The organism is Mesorhizobium sp. ZC-5 (assembly GCF_025753855.1).
Lineage (GTDB): Bacteria > Pseudomonadota > Alphaproteobacteria > Rhizobiales > Rhizobiaceae > Neomesorhizobium.
Map to the genome: position 1 here is coordinate 723,913 of NZ_JAOWPT010000002.1, position 17,074 is coordinate 740,986.

A 17,074-nucleotide genomic window follows, 5' to 3' on the forward strand; every position below is an offset into this window, starting at 1 on the left:
AGTGGCTGGTCGATCTTGGTGAGGGGTATTTGCGCGGAACTCACCGCTCACCAAGCGCGGCCGGCGGCTCGCGCCAATGCGCTCGCCGGGCCTTGCTATCCTCTCCCACAAGGGGAGAGGAAGGGGCATTTACCCAGCCGTCGGCGGTGTCGCCGGAGCGTCGCCCGCGCCCAGAACCTGCTGGTCGAAGTCGATGATCGAGCCGGTCATCAAGCCGCTCTCCGCGCTGGCCAGAAATGCCACCGATCGCGCCACCTCGTCGGCTTTGAGCAGCCGGCCGAACGGACGGTTCTTCTCCGCTTCCTTGAGCCAGCCATCCTCGGCGCCGTGATAGGTCTTCATGATGCGGTCTTCGCCCGGCGTGTCCATCCAGCCGATGGTCAGCCCGTTGACGCGGATGCGGTGGTTCATGACGCTGTAGGCGACGTTCTTCGTTAGCGTCACCAGCGCGCCCTTGGAGGCGCTGTAGGCGGTGATGAAGCTCTGGCCGCCATGGCCAGACATCGAGATGATGTTGACGATCGAACCCTCGATCTTCTCGCGTTTCATGATTTTCAGCGCATGCTGCATCAGGAAGAACGGCGCCCGCACATTGACCGCGAACATGGCGTCGAAGAGTTCCGGCTCGGTGTCCCAGATCGAACCGCGATCGGTGATGCCAGCCGCGTTGACCAGGATGTCGACGCGGCCGAATGCCTTGTTGGCGGCGGCGATGATCTTCTCCGCGTCCTCGACCCTGGCGAGATCGGCGGCGACGAAGATTGTCTTGATGCCCTTCGCTTCGAGGGCCGCCCTCACGCGCTCGCCGTTCTTTTCATTGCGGCCGGTGATGACAAGGCCGGCCACGCCGCGTTCGGCGAACAAAGTGGCAATGGCCTCACCCAGCCCTTGGGTCGAGCCGGTGACTACCGCGACCTTGCCTTCGAGCGAGAGGTTCTTCAGCGACGATGCATCGATCATTTCATTACCTCGAGTTTGGCGCCTCATGCATGCCCCTCACCCTTACCCTCTCCCCGTAAGGACGGGGAGAGGGGGGACACCGGCATTGCTGCTAATCGCCAGCGTCGGAGACTAGCATCCGCGATGACGCCTCCTCTCCCCGTCCTTACGGGGAGAGGGAGGGTCAGGGGCGATTTGTTTCGAACCCGAAACTAACCCACTGCCACCGCCTGCCCTGTCTTCAGCGATTCGGCGGCAGCCTCGGCAAGCTTCTGCGCCATCAGCCCGTCATGGCCGGATGCCGTCGGCGCCACGCCTTTTTCGATCGCGGTGAGGAAGGCGTTGATCTCGATGCGGTAGGCATCCGCGTAGCGTTCGATGAAGGAGAACGGGATCAGGTCGCTGGTGAAGCCGCCGCCGTCAGCCTTTTCGAGCGTGGTCAGGTGCATATTGCCGGCGCGCAGCATGCCCTTCGAGCCGTGCACCTCGATGCGCTGGTCGTGGCCGTAGGTGGCGCGGCGCGAATTGGTGATGACGCACATCTTGCCCGACGCCGTCTGCATGTGCACGGCGGCGGTGTCGATGTCGCCGGCCTTGCCGATCGCCGGATCGACCAGCGAGGCGCCGAGCGCGTGCACGGTGACCGGATCTTCGCCGAGCAGGAAGCGCGCCATGTCGAAGTCGTGGATCATCATGTCCCGGTAAAGCCCGCCCGAGCGCTCGATATAGGACACCGGCGGCGGGGTCGGGTCGCGGCAGATGATGGTGACGATCTCGACATCGCCGATCTCGCCGGCCCTGAGCCGCTTTTCCAATACCGAATAATTGGGATCGTAGCGGCGGTGAAAACCGATCATCAAGGGCACACCGGCCTTCTCGACGACCTTCAGGCACTGCTCGATGCGTTCAACGGAGAGGCTGACCGGCTTTTCGCAGAGAATCATTTTGCCGGCTTTCGCCGCCTGCTCGATCAGGTCGGCATGCGTATCGGTCGGCGTCGCGATCAGGATCGCGTCGACATCGTTCGAGGCGATGACGTCGTCGACGGAGCCCGTCTTCGCCCCGACCTCACCGGCGAGCGCCCTGGCCGCGTCGGGCATCGCATCGGCGACATAGGCGACCTGCGCGCGCCCTGAATCGCGCAGCGCCCTGGCATGCACATTGCCGATTCTCCCCGCACCCAGCACTCCGAAACGCAGCATTTCACTCCTCCATCGATGGAAATCAAAAACAGAACAAATATTCCGAATTGACTATTAAACGGAATTTCTGTTTCATATCGGCATCTCATAGTCCGGTTGGCGGCCGCAGTCCACAGGAAACTAGGACATGGCCGCGTGTTTTTGGAAGGACCCGGCCCATGCCGCGCGCGAATGCCGAGGCTCTCGATGTCATCACCATAGGCCGGGCTTCCGTCGATCTCTATGGTCAGCAGATCGGTTCGCGGCTGGAGGACATTGGCACCTTCGCCAAGTCGGTCGGCGGTTGCCCGGCCAACATCGCCATCGGCACCGGGCGGTTGGGGCTGAAGTCGGCGCTGATCACCCGGGTCGGCAACGAGCAGATGGGCCGTTTCATCCGCGAACAGCTGGCGCGCGAAGGCGTCGCGACCGCCGGCATCGCCACCGACCCGGAGCGGCTGACCGCACTGGTGCTGCTGGCGGTCGAGGAGGAGGGCGTTTCGCCGATGATCTTCTACCGTTCCGATTGCGCCGACATGGCGCTTTCGGAGGAGGATATCGACGAGGCATTCATCGCTTCGGCGCGGGCCGTGGTGGTCACCGGCACGCATTTTTCCCGAGCCAACAGCGATGCCGCGCAGCGCAAGGCGATCCGCATCGCCAAGGCCAATGGCGGCAAGGTCGTGTTCGACATCGACTATCGGCCGAACCTCTGGGGTCTCGCCGGCCATGCCGAGGGGTTCGAGCGCTACGTGAAATCCGACAAGGTTTCGGGAAAGCTGAAGACGGTGCTGCCGGATTGCGACCTGATCGTCGGCACCGAGGAAGAGATCATGATCGCCTCGGGCGCCGATGACGTTCTCGGCGCGCTGAAGACGATCCGCGGCCTTTCGCCGGCTACCATTGTGCTGAAGCGCGGCGCCATGGGCTGCATCGTCTATGACGGAGAAATCAGCGACGATCTCGAGGATGGCATCGTCGGAAAGGGTTTTCCGATCGAGGTGTTCAATGTGCTCGGCGCCGGTGACGCCTTCATGTCGGGCCTGCTGTGCGGCTGGCTCGGCGGCGAAAGCCTCGAGACGGCGGCGACCTGGGCCAATGCCTGCGGCGCCTTCGCCGTGTCGCGGCTGCTCTGCTCGCCGGAATATCCGACCTGGGAGGAATTGCAGTTCTTCCTCAAGCACGGCAGCCCGCACCATGCGCTGCGCAAGGACGCGGCGATCAATCATATCCACTGGGCGACGACGCGGCGCCGCGAGATACCGTCGCTGATGGCGCTGGCCATCGACCATCGCGCCCAGCTTGAAGATGCCGCGGCGCGCGCCGGCGCCGACGAGGCGCGTATCCGCGATTTCAAGGTGCTCGCCGTCAAGGCAGCGGCCAGGGTCGCGGCCGGTCGCGACGGCTACGGCATGCTGATCGACGAGAAACACGGCCGCGAGGCGATGTTCGAATTCGCGCGCCATCCCTTCGCCTGGATGGGGCGTCCCATCGAACTGCCGGGATCGCGGCCGCTGCGCTTCGAGTTTTCGCAGGATATCGGCTCGCAGCTAACAGAGTGGCCGGTCGGCCATTGCATCAAGTGCCTCTGCTTCTACCATCCCGACGATCCTCCGGCGCTGAAGCAGGAACAGCAGGAAAAGCTGCGCACGCTGTTCGAGGCCGCGCGGAAAGTGGGGCGGGAGCTTCTCATCGAGATCATCGCCGGCAAGCACGGAACGCTTGCCGAGGACACCATTCCGCGCGCGTTGCAGGAGCTTTACGACCTCGGCATCAAGCCGGACTGGTGGAAGCTCGAGCCGCAGGCTTCAGCGTCGGCCTGGAATGCGATCGGCAAGGTGATCGACAGGAACGATCCGTGGTGCCGCGGTGTCGTGCTGCTTGGACTCGAGGCGCCACAGGACGAACTGGAGGCAGCTTTCGCGGCTACCGCGAATGCGCCGATCGTCAAGGGTTTCGCCGTCGGTCGCACGATTTTCGCCGACGCCGCGGAAAAATGGCTGGCCGGCAGGATGACGGACGACGAGGCGGTCGCCGACATGGCCGACCGTTTCGAAAAACTCACCAAGGCGTGGCTTGCCGCGCGGGGCCGCAAGGCGGCATAAGGATCGCCGGGAGAGAGACGATGACCAAAACGATCCGCCTGACCATGGCGCAGGCACTGACCCGCTTCATGTCGCACCAGATGACGGTGATCGACGGCGAGAAACTGCCGATCTTCGGCGGCGTCTGGGCGATCTTCGGCCACGGCAATGTCGCCGGCATCGGCGAGGCGCTATATCAGGTCCGTGAAGAGCTGCCGACCTTCCGCGCGCACAACGAGCAGGGCATGGCGCATGCGGCGATCGCGTTTGCCAAGGCCAGCTTCCGCCGCCGCTTCATGGCTGCGACCTCGTCGATCGGGCCGGGCGCCACCAACATGGTGACCGCCGCAGCACTTGCCCATGTCAACCGTCTGCCGGTGCTGTTTCTCCCCGGCGACGTCTTCGCCAACCGCGCGCCGGACCCGGTGCTGCAGCAGGTGGAGAGTTTCGGCGACGGCACGGTCAGCGCCAATGACGCGTTCCGGCCGGTGTCGCGCTATTTCGACCGCATCACGCGGCCCGAGCAGATCATTCCGGCGCTGGCCCGCGCCATGCAGGTGCTGACCGACCCGGCCGAATGCGGGCCGGTGACGCTTTCGCTCTGCCAGGACGTGCAGGCGGAGGCCTTCGACTATCCCGAGAGCTTCTTTGCCGAGCGGGTGTGGATGCCGCGCCGGCCGCAACCCGACGCCGGTGAACTGGATGCCGCCGTGGCGGTGCTGAAGGCTTCGAAGAAGCCGGTGATCATCGCCGGCGGCGGCGTGCTCTATTCGGAGGCGGCAGCGGCGTTGAAGGCTTTCGCCGAGAGGCACGGCATTCCGGTGATGGAGACCAATGCCGGCAAGTCGAGCCTGCCGCACGACCATCCGCTCAACATGGGGTCGGTCGGCGTCACCGGATCCTCGGCCTCGAACCTGCTCGCCGAACAGGCGGACGTCGTGCTTGCCGTCGGCTCGCGGCTGCAGGATTTCACCACTGGATCATGGGCGCTGTTCAAGGCGGACGGCGTGAAGATCGTCGGGCTCAATGCGCAGCTCTTCGATGCGGGAAAGCACCGTGCGTTGCCGCTGGTGGCTGACGCGAAAGCCGGGCTCGAAGCGCTGGAGGCGCGGCTGTCGGAATGGAAGTCGCCCGACGCCTGGGTCGCGACGGCCAAGTCGGCGAAGACGGAATGGCTGAAGGCGGCGAAGGCGGTGACCGACCCGACCAACGCGCTGCCGTCGGACGCCCAGGTGATCGGCGCGGTGCACCGAGCGCGGGGCTCCAAGGCGACGCTGGTCTGTGCTTCCGGCGGGCTGCCGGGAGAACTGCACAAGCTCTGGCCGGCCGGCGCGCCGGGCAGCTACCACATGGAATACGGCTATTCCACCATGGGCTACGAGATCGCCGGCGGCCTCGGCGTCAAACTCGCCAAGCCCGAACACGACGTGATCGTTATGCTCGGCGACGGCAGCTACATGATGATGAATTCCGAGATCGCCACCTCGGTGATGCTCGGCCGGAAGCTTACCATCGTGGTGCTCGATAACCGCGGCTTCGGCTGCATCAACCGGCTGCAGATGGCGACCGGCGGCGCCAACTTCAACAATCTGCTGAAGGACGCCAGACACGAGGTGCTGCCCGAGATCGACTTCGCCGCGCACGCCGCCTCGATGGGCGCGTGGACGAAAAAGGTGGGTTCGGTGGGCGAACTCGAAACGGCGCTGAACGAAGCGGCCGGGATCGAGCGGACGACGGTGCTGGTGATCGACACCGACCCGCTGATTTCGACCGACGCCGGCGGCCATTGGTGGGATGTCGCCGTGCCGGAAGTCTCGGTGCGGCCGAGCGTCAACAAGGCGCGCAAGGATTATGACGAAAAACGCAAGATGCAGCGAGTGGTAAACTGAAATTGCCCCTCACCCTTACCCTCTCCCCGTAAGGACGGGGAGAGGGGCGGCGACGTTGCACCCAGCTCTCCTCTCCCCGTTCTTACGGGGAGAGGATGCCGGCAGGCAGGTGAGGGGCGGCGTGCGGTGAATGCGAAAGAAACTGGAGCAAGGACTTGAAAGCCAGACTGGGCATGTCCCCCATCGCATGGTGGAACGACGATCTCTTGGAACTCAGCGACGACGTATCGCTGGAAGAATGCCTGGCGCAGTCGCGTTCGGCGGGGTTCACCGGCATGGAAAAAGGTCGCCGATTCCCGGACGATCCGGAGGTGATGTTGCCGATCCTGAAAAAAGCCGACGTCACGCTGTGCGGCGGCTGGTTCTCAGGGACGCTGGTGGACAATGACCTGTCGGTGAACAAGGATCGCATCCAGCCGATGATCGACCTGTTCAAGGCGGTGAACGCGCCCTGCATTGTCTATGGGGAGGTGGGTCGGTCGATCCAGGGCGATCGCTCGAAACCACTGGCCACCAAGGCGGTGCTTTCGGACGACGAGATGAAAACCTATGCGCGCAAGGTGACGGAATTCGGCGAATGGTGCGCCGATCAAGGCATGCCGCTCTCTTACCACCATCATATGGCGGCGGTTGTGCAGTTCGAACACGAGCTCGATGTCTTCGTGAGACAGTCCGGCGAAGGCATTCCGCTGCTGCTTGATGCCGGCCATCTCGCCTTTGCCGGCGGCGACGTGCTGCGTGCCATCGACAAGCACCACAAGCGTATCAACCACGTCCATGTGAAGGACGTGCGGATGGATGTCATCGACAAGCTCGACCGTTCCCGGCAATCCTTCCTGGATGCTGTCGCGCTTGGCGCCTTCACGGTGCCGGGCGACGGTTCGCTGGATTTCGGCCAGATAGTGCGGAAATTCGCCGACTACGGATATGAGGGCTGGTTCGTGGTCGAGGCGGAACAGGATCCGAAGAAAAATCCGCCGCTCAGGATGGCGCAAGTCGGCCACAAGGAACTGATGCGAGTGATGTCGGCGGCCGGCTACACGGTCGAGACGAAGGGCTTTCCCAATGCCTGAGCACAGCATTCCCGGCGATCCCGGTGTGACAGGTCCGGTCTGATGGCGCAGGCTCCCTCACCGTTTCTCGATCCGCTCTGGCGGCGTATTGCGCTGGTCGCCTTCTGTGCCGGCTGGTCGGTTTTCGAACTGATCTGGGGCGATTCGTTCTGGGCCACGCTGGCGATCGGCATGACGGCGTACGGCGCCTGGCTGTTCCTGATCAACTACAAGCCAAGCACGCCGAAGGAGTAAGCCGATGTCGAAACTGCTGGTGAAACCGCAAGGCCGCTCCGGCCGGGTCAGCCATGTGACGCCGGAAACCGCCGGATGGACCTATGTCGGCTTCGACCTGCACCGGCTGCAGGCAGGTCAGGCAGTTTCTGGCGAGACAGGCGGCAACGAGGTCTGCCTGGTCTTCGTCACCGGCAAGGGCAAGGCGACAGCTGCCGGCGAGAATCTGGGCGTGCTCGGCGAGCGCATGTCGCCGTTCGAGGGAAAACCGTGGTCCGTCTACGTGCCGGATACCTCTAACTGGTCGGTGACCGCTGAAACCGATCTCGAGCTTGCGGTATGTTCGGCCCCCGGCCTCGGCGGCGGTCTGCCGGTCCGGGTGATCGCGCCCGACAGCCTCGGCCAGGAAGTGCGCGGCAAAGGCACCAACACACGTTATGTGACCAATATCCTGCCGGAAGGCGAGCCGGCTGACTCGCTGCTCGTCGTCGAGGTCATCACGCCCGGCGGCCACACATCGAGCTACCCGCCGCACAAGCACGACCAGGACAATCTGCCGGCCGAATCCTACCTGGAGGAAACCTACTACCACCGCCTCAACCCGCCGCAGGGCTTCGCCTTCCAGCGCGTCTATACGGATGACCGCTCGCTGGACGAAGCGATGGCAGTGGAGGATGGCGATGTGGTGCTGGTGCCGAAGGGGTACCACCCCTGCGCGGCCTGCCACGGCTACGACCTTTATTATCTCAACGTCATGGCCGGGCCGAAGCGGACGTGGAAGTTCCACAATGCCACGGAGCATGAGTGGCTGATGAAGGCGTGAGGTTCACGCCTCAGTCGACACCGTCAGTTCCACCCGGTCTGCTGCGAACCGCGTCTCGGCGAACTGGATCGGCTTGCCCTCTGGATCGACGTTGATAGCGACCGCGACCAGCACGATGGCGCCGGGCGAGAGTTTCAGATCGGCGAGGTCGGCGGCGTCGGCATGGCGCGCCGACACCAGCGTCGAGTGGCGGAAATAGTCGTCAATGCCGAATTGCTTGAAGCTCGCGGTGATCGATGATGTCTTGGCATAGGCTTTTGCGAAGCCAGCAAATCTTTGCGCCTCGAACCAGCTTGTCGCGCGCGACACCGGCCGGCCGTCGGCCTCGCTCAGCGTTTCCAGGCGGATAACGTCGGCGCCGGCGGTGAGCTTCAACGCTTCGGCAACGCGGCTGCTCGCCGGCTCGACCATATCCGCGAGCAGGGTACTGCGGCGGTCCCTGGTCTGGTCGCGCAGGCCGGTGGAAAACCGGGTGCGGGCGGAGATGGGATAAGACAGCCGCTTGCGGCTCTCGACGAAGGTGCCGCGGCCCTGTTCGGCGCGCAGGACGCCTTCCTGCACGAGCGCGGCAATGGCACTGCGCACCGTGTGCCGGTTGACGCCGAAGCGCTCTGAGAGGGCGATTTCCGGCGGCAGCCGGCCGTCGGCGCCAAGTACGCCGGTGCCGATCGCCTGCCGCATCTGGTCGGCAATCTGCCGCCACAGCGCGACGCCGCTCTTTCGGGTGACGGGAGATTTCAGCCCAGCGTCGATCATTTCCAGCCCCCCTGTCATCGACCCGTCATGGACACGCGTTAGAAAGCGACTATAATTTGTTTAGTTGTATAGAGCAATAGACAAATATTAGCGAATGCGCAGGTGCCCCGATGAAAATGGATCGACGACAGGAAAAGGACGTTGAAGCGGCACGCAGATCGGCCATGGCTGCGCTGGCGGCGGCACCGGCTGACGCACTGAAGCGGCTTTGCGACGAAGCGGGTCTGCCGGGCGATGCACAGTTGTTGCGCGGGCCAGAGACGGGCCTGGTGACTGTGCGCGGCCGCATCGGCGGGGGCGGCGCCCCATTCAACTTCGGCGAAGCGACGGTGACGCGCGCCACTGTCCGGCTCACAACCGGCGAAGTCGGTCATTCCTATGCGCTCGGACGCGACCGCGAAAAGGCGCGGCTTTCGGCGATCGCCGACGCGCTCTGGCAGGATCCCGTCCGCCGCAGCGAGATCGAAGAAAAGATCATCGAGCCGCTGCGGGTTGCGCAACGCGAAGCCGACGCCAGGAAGCGCGCCGAGACGGCGGCCACCAGGGTCGATTTCTTCACCCTGGTACGCGGAGAGGACTGATGGTTGAGGCAGAAACGATCGACGGCAGTTTCGCCAATCCGGTGTTCGACGCGCAGTCTGTGTTCCGCGCCATCATGGATGCGATGGCGCGACCCGGTACGATCCAACCCATCGACGGCCTCGCCCGCCCGCCGGCGCCGCTTTCGCCGGTGGCCGGCGCCGTCGCCCTGACGCTGTGCGATCATGACACGCCGCTGTGGCTCGATCCCGCGTTGCAGGCCTCGCCGGCGGCGAAATCCTGGCTTGGCTTCCACACCGGTTCGCCGTGGGCCGGTACACCAGCCGACGCACATTTTGCCCTCGTCTCGAAACCGGCGGAACTCATCGCGCTCGAAAATTTTGCACAGGGCACGCAGGAATATCCGGACCGCTCCACGACCTTGATACTGCAGCTCGACAGCCTGGTTTCCGGTTCCGACCTTTTGCTCGAAGGTCCCGGTATCGAGAAGATGGCGATGGCGGCGCCGACGCCGCTGCCGCGTCATTTCGTCGAGCAGTGGAAGCAGAATCGCGGCCGTTTTCCGCGCGGCGTCGACGTCATCCTGGCGGCGCCCGAAGGCATCGCCTGCCTGCCGCGCACCACCCGCATCAAGACCATGGAGGCCTGACATGTATGTGGCCGTCAAAGGCGGCGAAGCCGCCATCGAAAATGCCCACCGGCTGCTTGCCGACCGACGCCGTGGCGACCGCAGCGTGCCGGCCTTGCGCATCGACCAGATCGTCGAGCAACTGGCGCTCGGCGTCGACCGCGTCATGGCGGAAGGCTCGCTCTACGACAGGGAACTGGCGGCATTGGCCATCGTGCAGTCACGCGGCGACCTCATCGAAGCGATCTTCCTGGTCCGTGCCTATCGCACCACGCTGCCGCGTTTCGGCTACACCAAACCGATCGATACCGCCGCAATGCAGGTCGAGCGCCGCGTTTCGGCCACCTACAAGGACCTGCCCGGCGGGCAACTGCTTGGGCCAACCTTCGACTACACGCACCGCCTGCTCGACCCGGAACTCGCGAACGGCGGTGACGCCGACGAACCGGCGCAGCGGGAAGCGCCATCCGAACGTATGGCGCGCGTCTCCGAAATTCTCGCCCATGAAGGGCTGATCGAGGCCGATGGCGAACTGCCGGACGATCACGTCACCGGCGACATAACCCGCGAGCCGCTGGAGTTTCCGCTTGCGCGCGACATCCGCCTGCAGGCGCTGTCGCGCGGCGACGAGGGGTTCCTGCTGGCGCTCGGCTATTCGACCCAGCGCGGCTACGGCCGCAGCCACCCTTTCGTCGGTGAGGTCAGGATCGGCGAGGTCGAGCTGGAACTCGACGTGCCGGAGCTGCCATTCGCGGTGCCGCTCGGCCGCATCCGCGTCACCGAATGCCAGATGGTCAACCAGTTCAAGGGCTCGGCCAAGGTGCCGCCGCAATTCACCCGCGGCTACGGGCTGGTGTTCGGCCAGTCGGAGCGCAAGGCGATGGCGATGTCGCTGTGCGACCGGGCGCTGCGCACCCGTGAAATGGGTGGGGACATCACCGCCGCCGCGCAGGACGAGGAGTTCGTCATCTCGCACGCCGACAACGTCCAGGCGACCGGTTTCGTCGAGCACCTGAAGCTGCCGCATTACGTCGACTTCCAGGCCGAATTGGACCTGGTGCGCCGCATGCGCGCCGAGCACGACGCGCGGGAGAATGCCGGCGCGGCGGAAACGCGGGAGGCTGCGGAATGAACATCCAGGCAAAAGACATCGCCACCTACAACTTCGCCTATCTCGACGAGCAGACCAAGCGCATGATCCGCCGGGCGATCCTGAAGGGCATCGCCATACCCGGCTACCAGGTGCCGTTTGCGAGCCGCGAAATGCCGATGCCCTATGGCTGGGGGACGGGCGGCGTGCAGGTCACCGCATCGATCATCGGCCCGAACGACGTGCTGAAGGTCATCGACCAGGGCGCCGACGACACCACCAACGCCGTCTCCATCCGAGCCTTCTTCAAAAAGGTCGCCGATGTCGCGGTGACGACCGAGACCGCCAAGGCAACGATCATCCAGACCCGCCACCGCATTCCGGAGCATCCGCTGACCGAGGGCCAGACGCTGGTTTACCAGGTGCCGATCCCCGAGCCGCTGCGCTTCCTCGAGCCGCGCGAGACCGAAACGCGCAAGATGCATGCGCTGGAGGAATACGGCCTGATGCATGTGAAGCTCTACGAGGACATTGCCAGGCACGGCCGCATCGCCACCACCTATGCCTATCCGGTGAAGGTCGAGGGGCGCTACGTGATGGACCCGTCGCCGACGCCGAAATTCGACAATCCGAAGATGCATATGTCGCCGGCCTTGCAATTGTTCGGGGCCGGCCGCGAAAAGCGCATCTACGCGGTGCCGCCGTTCACCGAGGTGGTCAGCCTCGATTTCGAGGATCATCCCTTCGAGGTGCAGACCTTCGACCAGCCCTGCGCGCTCTGCGGCGCCGAGCAGGTCTATCTCGACGAGGTCATCCTCGACGACCATGGCGGCCACATGTTCGTCTGCTCCGACACCGACCATTGCGAGAAACGGCGGGAAGATGGGCATGTTGGGTATCTGGCGGCGGAAGCGCCCACCTCCCCCTTGAGGGGAGGTCGCGCCGAAGGCGCGGGTGGGGGTAACCCGCCCTCCGATTCACCCCCACCCCTAACCCCTCCCCTCAAGGAGGAGGGGAATTCTGGCAGCGAGGGAAAATGATGAGCGACGAACCTCTCCTCCGCGTCTCCTCGCTGTCGAAATTCTACGGCTCCCGCGTCGGCTGCGAGGAGATCTCGTTCGATCTGTGGCCGGGCGAAGTGCTGGCGGTGGTGGGCGAATCCGGCTCCGGCAAGACGACGCTGCTCAACTGCCTGTCGACGCGGCTTTTGCCGACCTCCGGCACCGCTTCGTATCGCATGCGCGACGAAACCTGGCGCGACCTCTACCGCATGAGCGAGGCCGAGCGCCGCTTCCTGATGCGCACCGACTGGGGTTTCGTCCACCAGAACCCTGCCGACGGCCTGCGCATGACGGTGTCGGCCGGCGCCAATGTCGGCGAGCGGCTGATGGCCATCGGCGACCGTCACTACGGCAACATCCGCGCCTCGGCTGTCGATTGGCTCGGCCGCGTCGAGATCGACGAGGACCGGATCGATGATGAGCCGCGCGCCTTTTCCGGCGGCATGCGCCAGCGCCTGCAGATCGCCCGCAACCTGGTTACCAGTCCGCGCCTCGTCTTCATGGACGAGCCGACCGGCGGCCTCGACGTTTCGGTGCAGGCGCGCCTGCTCGACCTGCTGCGCGGGCTGGTCACCGACCTCGGCCTAGCCGCGATCGTCGTCACCCACGACCTCGCCGTGGCGCGGTTGCTGTCGCAGCGGATGATGGTGATGAAGGACGGCCGCGTCGTCGAGACCGGCCTTACCGACCGCGTGCTCGACGATCCGCGCGCGCCGTACACGCAGCTTCTCGTTTCTTCGATCTTGCAGGTGTGATGATGCCCACCCCCCTTGTCGTCTCGGAAGTCGAGAAAAGCTTCACCATGCATCTGCGCGACGGCATCCGGCTGCCGGTGGTCGCCGGCGTGTCATTCTCGGTCAAGGCTGGCGAATGCGCGGTGCTCGGCGGACCGTCGGGTGCCGGCAAGAGCTCGATCCTGAAGATGGTCTACGGCAATTATGCCGTCGACCAAGGCCAGATCATCGTCGAGCATGGCGAACAGCTCATCGACCTCGCCAGCGCCAGTCCGCGCACGGTGCTGCAGATCCGCCGCGACACCATCGGCTATGTCAGCCAGTTCCTGCGTACCGTGCCGCGAGTGTCCGCGCTCGATGTCGTCGCCGAACCGCTGGTGGCGCGGGGCGAGGCGCGCAATTCCGCACGCGACCGCGCCGGAGAATTGCTGAGCCGGCTCAATCTGCCTGAAAAGCTCTGGTCGCTGCCGCCGGCGACCTTCTCCGGTGGCGAGCAGCAGCGCGTCAACATCGCGCGCGGCTTCATCACCGAGCACCCGGTCCTGCTGCTCGATGAGCCGACTGCCTCGCTCGACGCCAAGAACCGCGAGGTGGTGATCGGCCTGATCGCCGAGAAAAAACAGGCGGGCGTCGCGCTGCTCGGCATCTTCCACGATGCCGACGTGCGCGAAGCGGTCGCCGACCGCATCATCGACGTCACCGAATTCGCCGCCGGAAAGCTCGCCGCATGAGCCGGCAACTTTCGGAACAGCCATTTATCCACTCGACCGCCGAAGTGAGCGGATCGACGCTCGGCCGTTATACCGAGATCGCCGACCGCTGCCGCGTGCACGAGACGGTGCTCGGCGACTATTCCTACATGATGCAGGATTGCGGCGTCTGGTGCGTCGACATCGGCAAGTTCGCCAATATCGCGGCAAGCGTCCGCATCAACGCCACCAACCACCCGACCTGGCGGCCGACGCTGCACCATTTCACCTATCGCGCGTCGGACTACTGGGACGACGCCGAGCACGAGACCGAGTTCTTCGAGTGGCGTCGCGGCAACAAGGTGACCATCGGCCACGATACCTGGCTCGGCCACGGCTCCACGATCCTGCCCGGCGTCACCGTCGGCGATGGCGCGGCGGTCGGAGCGGGAGCGGTGGTGTCGAAGGATGTGGCGCCCTACACGATCGTCGGCGGCGTGCCGGCAAAACCGATCCGCGAGCGCTTCGACCGCCGCACGGCGGAGCGTTACCAGGCATTGGCCTGGTGGGACTGGGACCACGCCAGGCTGCGCGCCGCGCTTGAAGACTTCCGTGCTCTCGAGGCGGAAGCGTTCCTGGAAAAGCACGGCGGCTGAACGTGAATGCAAAAGGCCGCCGAGCAAGGCGAGCAGGCAGCGCTTGGCAGCTGACTCCGTCTCCAGAACGAGCCAGTCAGATGGCCAGATATTGATTTCGCAGTTCGACGTCCTCCAGGACGGCGCTAGCAGGCCCGTCGAAGACGATATGACCCATGTCGAGGATCAGCGCGCGGTTCGCCAGTTGCAGTGCCGCCACCGCGTTCTGCTCGACGATGATCGTCGTGATGCCGAGTTGTTTGATCTCGCGCACGATGCGCTCGATTTCCTGCACGATCACCGGCGCCAGTCCCTCATAGGGTTCGTCGAGCAGCAGAAGCTTGATGTCGCGCGCCAGAGCACGCGCCACCGCAAGCATCTGCTGCTCGCCCCCTGACAGCGTCACGCCTTCCTGCTTGCGTCGTTCGGCAAGCCTGGGGAAATGCGCATAGATCTGCTCCAGGCCCCAGCCCTTCGGCTCGGCGATCCGCGCCAGCTGGAGGTTTTCCTCGACCGTCAGCCCGGGTATGATGCGGCGGTCCTCCTGCACGAGCTGGATGCCTTTCTGCGCCGCCTGGAAATCCTTGAGCTTGTGGATCGGCTCGCCATTGAGCCAGATTTCGCCGCGCTTCAGTTCGGGATCGAGCGCGCGCGCCAGCGTGCGCAGCGTCGAGGTCTTGCCGGCGCCGTTGCGGCCCAGCAGCGCAACGACGTCACCCTCGGCGACGTCGAAAGAGACGCCCTGAACTATGTAGCTCTCGCCGTAGAAGGCATGGATGTCGCGCACGCTGAAATAGGCCGGAGCCGCCTCCGCGGCCTTCACGTCGGGCATGGCCATCGCGTTCATCAATGCGCTCCCCCCAGATAGGCTTCCTGCACCTTCGGATTGCCCCTCACCTCGTCGGGAGGACCATCGGCAATGATGCGGCCTTGTGCAAGCACGGTGATGCGGTCGGCGAGCGAGAACACCACATGCATATCGTGCTCGATGATGACCTTGGTCATGCCGCGTCCCTTGAATTTCTTCAGGAGGTCGATGGTCGAATTGGTGTCGTGGCGCGACATGCCGGCTGTCGGCTCGTCGAGCAACAGCAGGCGCGGGTTCTGCACCAGACCCATGGCCAGCTCCAGCCGCCGCTTGTCGCCGCGCGACAGGCTGGCGGCGATGGCGTCCTTCTGGCCGGCGAGGCCGACATCCTCGAGCCAGTGCAGCGCCATGTCGCGGATGTCGGTGCGCTTCTCGACCGACTGCATGGCGTTCAGCCGGAATGCCCCGTCGCGCTTGGCGAAGGCCGGCACCATGACGTTCTGCAACAGCGTCAGGTCGGGAAATATCTCCGGCGTCTGGAAGACGCGGACGACGCCCATCTGGTTGATCTCGTGCGGCTGCTTGCCGGTGATGACCTGGCCGTCGAAGACCACCGCGCCGGTGTCCGGCGCCAGCCGCCCGATGCAGACATTCAGGAGCGTCGACTTGCCGGCGCCATTCGGACCGATGATGGCGTGGATGGTGCCTTCCTCGACCTGCAGGTCGACGTCGGAGAGCGCGTGCAGCCCGCCGAAGCTCTTGTGCACGTCGGCAACGTGGAGGACGACGTTGCGTGTCGGCATGGCTCTACTCCGCCGGTTGGGTTTGCGCGACCGGCATCGCGTCGCGATTGCCGGGCCGGCGGTTAAACAGGTTCCAGATGCGGCGCAGGCCTTCCATGATGCCGCCTGGCAGGAAAATGACGATCAGCATGAAGACGACGCCGAGCGTCAGGTTCCAGCCGTCGCCGACGAAGAGTGACAGGAAGGATACGATGGGGTTCTCGATCGAATTCGGCAGGAAGCCCAGGACGCCGTGCAGCGCGTGATCGTCGAAGGACGAGAAGATGTTCTCGAAATATTTGATCACCGCAGCCCCGAGCACCGGCCCGACCAGCGTGCCGACGCCGCCGAGGATGGTCATCAACACGACCTCGCCCGAGGCCGTCCACTGCATCCGCTCGGCGCCGACCAGCGGGTCGGTTGCCGCCATCAGGCCGCCTGCCAGGCCCGCATACATTCCGGAAATGACGAAGGCTGCAAGCAGGTAGGGTCGCGTGTTGAAGCCGGTATAGCGCATCCGGTTCTGGTTCGACTTGATCGCCCGCAGCATCATGCCGAAGGGCGAGCGGAAGATGCGCATGGCGATGTAGAAGCAGACGATCAGCGTTATTGCGCAGAGATAGAAGCCGGCATAGCCGCCGCCGCTGATGGGGAGGCCGAACAGATCGACGCGGGGCAGACCGGCGGACGGCTCGAAAAACAGTCCGTCGACGACGCGAGGGTCGTTGAGTGTGAGTTGCAGGCCGGTCTCGCCATTGGTCAGCGGCGTCAGTACCGAATAGGCGAGATTGTAGCACATCTGGGCGAAGGCGAGGGTCAGGATCGAGAAATAGATGCCCGAGCGCCTGAGGCAGACATAGCCGACGACGACCGCGAAGGCGGCGGCGAAGAACACCGCCATGACGATCGCCGGAATGGCGTTCATGGTGAACAGCTTGAACGACCAGACCGCGGCGTAGGAGCCGACGCCGAGGAAGGCGGCGTGGCCGAACGACAGATAGCCTGTCAGACCGAACAGGATGTTGAAGCCGATGGCGAAGATGCCGAAGATGCAGAACTTCTGCATCAGCGCCGGATAGGCCGCGCCGATCGGCTCGAGCAGGATCGGCAGGCAGAGGATGACGGCCGAGAACCCGGCCAGGAGCATCC

The 17,074-nt window shown here is 64.7% G+C and carries 17 protein-coding genes and 1 pseudogene; 12 read left to right on the plus strand and 6 right to left on the minus strand.

Annotation, left to right across the window (positions count from 1 at the left end; genetic code table 11):
- Positions 1-129: 129 nt before the first annotated feature.
- Both OHD58_RS06820 and iolG read right to left on the minus strand, forming a co-directional pair.
- On the minus strand, positions 130-960 hold the full coding sequence (locus tag OHD58_RS06820) for an SDR family oxidoreductase (RefSeq protein ID WP_263802325.1): 831 nt from the start codon (positions 958-960) through the stop codon (positions 130-132).
- 191 nt (positions 961-1,151) lie between these two features.
- The gene (gene iolG, locus OHD58_RS06825) at positions 1,152-2,141 is read right to left on the minus strand and encodes an inositol 2-dehydrogenase (RefSeq protein ID WP_263802326.1); all 990 of its coding nucleotides are present in this window, start codon (positions 2,139-2,141) and stop codon (positions 1,152-1,154) included.
- 158 nt (positions 2,142-2,299) lie between these two features.
- Between iolG and OHD58_RS06830 the strand changes: the two genes are divergently transcribed.
- The 5 genes from OHD58_RS06830 (at position 2,300) to iolB (ending at position 8,202) form a co-directional block, all read left to right on the plus strand.
- Positions 2,300-4,225: a bifunctional 5-dehydro-2-deoxygluconokinase/5-dehydro-2-deoxyphosphogluconate aldolase gene (locus tag OHD58_RS06830; protein ID WP_263802327.1), complete on the plus strand. Its 1,926-nt coding sequence runs from the start codon at positions 2,300-2,302 to the stop codon at positions 4,223-4,225.
- A 20-nt stretch (positions 4,226-4,245) separates the two neighbouring features.
- On the plus strand, positions 4,246-6,093 hold the full coding sequence (gene iolD, locus OHD58_RS06835; RefSeq protein WP_263802329.1) for a 3D-(3,5/4)-trihydroxycyclohexane-1,2-dione acylhydrolase (decyclizing): 1,848 nt from the start codon (positions 4,246-4,248) through the stop codon (positions 6,091-6,093).
- A gap of 155 nt (positions 6,094-6,248) precedes the next feature.
- On the plus strand, positions 6,249-7,166 hold the full coding sequence (gene iolE, locus OHD58_RS06840; RefSeq protein WP_263802331.1) for a myo-inosose-2 dehydratase: 918 nt from the start codon (positions 6,249-6,251) through the stop codon (positions 7,164-7,166).
- A gap of 42 nt (positions 7,167-7,208) precedes the next feature.
- Positions 7,209-7,400 (plus strand): DUF3329 domain-containing protein, encoded by a 192-nt coding sequence (locus OHD58_RS06845; RefSeq protein ID WP_263802333.1) that lies wholly within the window; start codon positions 7,209-7,211, stop codon positions 7,398-7,400.
- 4 nt (positions 7,401-7,404) lie between these two features.
- Positions 7,405-8,202, plus strand: coding sequence for a 5-deoxy-glucuronate isomerase (gene iolB, locus OHD58_RS06850; protein WP_263802334.1), 798 nt, complete (start codon positions 7,405-7,407; stop codon positions 8,200-8,202).
- A 3-nt stretch (positions 8,203-8,205) separates the two neighbouring features.
- Here iolB and phnF read toward each other — a convergent pair whose 3' ends face one another.
- Entirely contained in the window at positions 8,206-8,958 is a 753-nt protein-coding gene (gene phnF / locus OHD58_RS06855) for a phosphonate metabolism transcriptional regulator PhnF (protein WP_263802335.1), read from the minus strand.
- A 110-nt stretch (positions 8,959-9,068) separates the two neighbouring features.
- On the opposite strand from phnF, the gene phnG reads away from it, so the two are divergent.
- From phnG to OHD58_RS06890, 7 genes and pseudogenes are all read left to right on the plus strand, one after another.
- On the plus strand, positions 9,069-9,539 hold the full coding sequence (phnG, locus tag OHD58_RS06860; protein WP_263802336.1) for a phosphonate C-P lyase system protein PhnG: 471 nt from the start codon (positions 9,069-9,071) through the stop codon (positions 9,537-9,539).
- Positions 9,539-10,147: a phosphonate C-P lyase system protein PhnH gene (gene phnH, locus OHD58_RS06865; protein ID WP_412177169.1), complete on the plus strand. Its 609-nt coding sequence runs from the start codon at positions 9,539-9,541 to the stop codon at positions 10,145-10,147. Before phnG ends, phnH begins: the two co-directional genes overlap by 1 nt.
- A gap of 1 nt (position 10,148) precedes the next feature.
- A complete protein-coding gene (locus OHD58_RS06870; protein WP_263802337.1) occupies positions 10,149-11,258 on the plus strand; it encodes a carbon-phosphorus lyase complex subunit PhnI in 1,110 nt (369 codons plus the stop codon).
- Positions 11,255-12,130: pseudogene (locus OHD58_RS06875) on the plus strand (alpha-D-ribose 1-methylphosphonate 5-phosphate C-P-lyase PhnJ); the annotation flags it as partial. The gene OHD58_RS06870 and the pseudogene OHD58_RS06875, both read left to right, overlap by 4 nt.
- Positions 12,131-12,255: 125 nt before the next feature.
- Complete coding sequence (gene phnK / locus OHD58_RS06880; protein WP_263802338.1) at positions 12,256-13,032, plus strand: phosphonate C-P lyase system protein PhnK; 777 nt, start codon at positions 12,256-12,258, stop codon at positions 13,030-13,032.
- A gap of 2 nt (positions 13,033-13,034) precedes the next feature.
- Entirely contained in the window at positions 13,035-13,742 is a 708-nt protein-coding gene (phnL, locus tag OHD58_RS06885; RefSeq protein WP_263802340.1) for a phosphonate C-P lyase system protein PhnL, read from the plus strand.
- Positions 13,739-14,356, plus strand: coding sequence for a DapH/DapD/GlmU-related protein (locus OHD58_RS06890; protein ID WP_263802341.1), 618 nt, complete (start codon positions 13,739-13,741; stop codon positions 14,354-14,356). Before phnL ends, OHD58_RS06890 begins: the two co-directional genes overlap by 4 nt.
- A 76-nt stretch (positions 14,357-14,432) precedes the next feature.
- Here OHD58_RS06890 and OHD58_RS06895 read toward each other — a convergent pair whose 3' ends face one another.
- The 3 genes from OHD58_RS06895 to OHD58_RS06905 are packed head-to-tail and all read right to left on the minus strand — an operon-like array spanning position 14,433 to position 17,072.
- Positions 14,433-15,182 carry an ABC transporter ATP-binding protein gene (locus tag OHD58_RS06895; RefSeq protein WP_263802342.1) on the minus strand — a complete coding sequence of 250 codons (750 nt, stop codon included), beginning with the start codon at positions 15,180-15,182 and terminating at the stop codon, positions 14,433-14,435.
- Complete coding sequence (locus OHD58_RS06900) at positions 15,182-15,946, minus strand: ABC transporter ATP-binding protein (RefSeq protein WP_263802343.1); 765 nt, start codon at positions 15,944-15,946, stop codon at positions 15,182-15,184. The genes OHD58_RS06895 and OHD58_RS06900 overlap by 1 nt, the downstream gene beginning before the upstream one ends.
- 4 nt (positions 15,947-15,950) lie before the next feature.
- Positions 15,951-17,072 (minus strand): branched-chain amino acid ABC transporter permease, encoded by a 1,122-nt coding sequence (locus tag OHD58_RS06905; RefSeq protein ID WP_263802734.1) that lies wholly within the window; start codon positions 17,070-17,072, stop codon positions 15,951-15,953.
- Positions 17,073-17,074 lie beyond the last annotated feature (2 nt).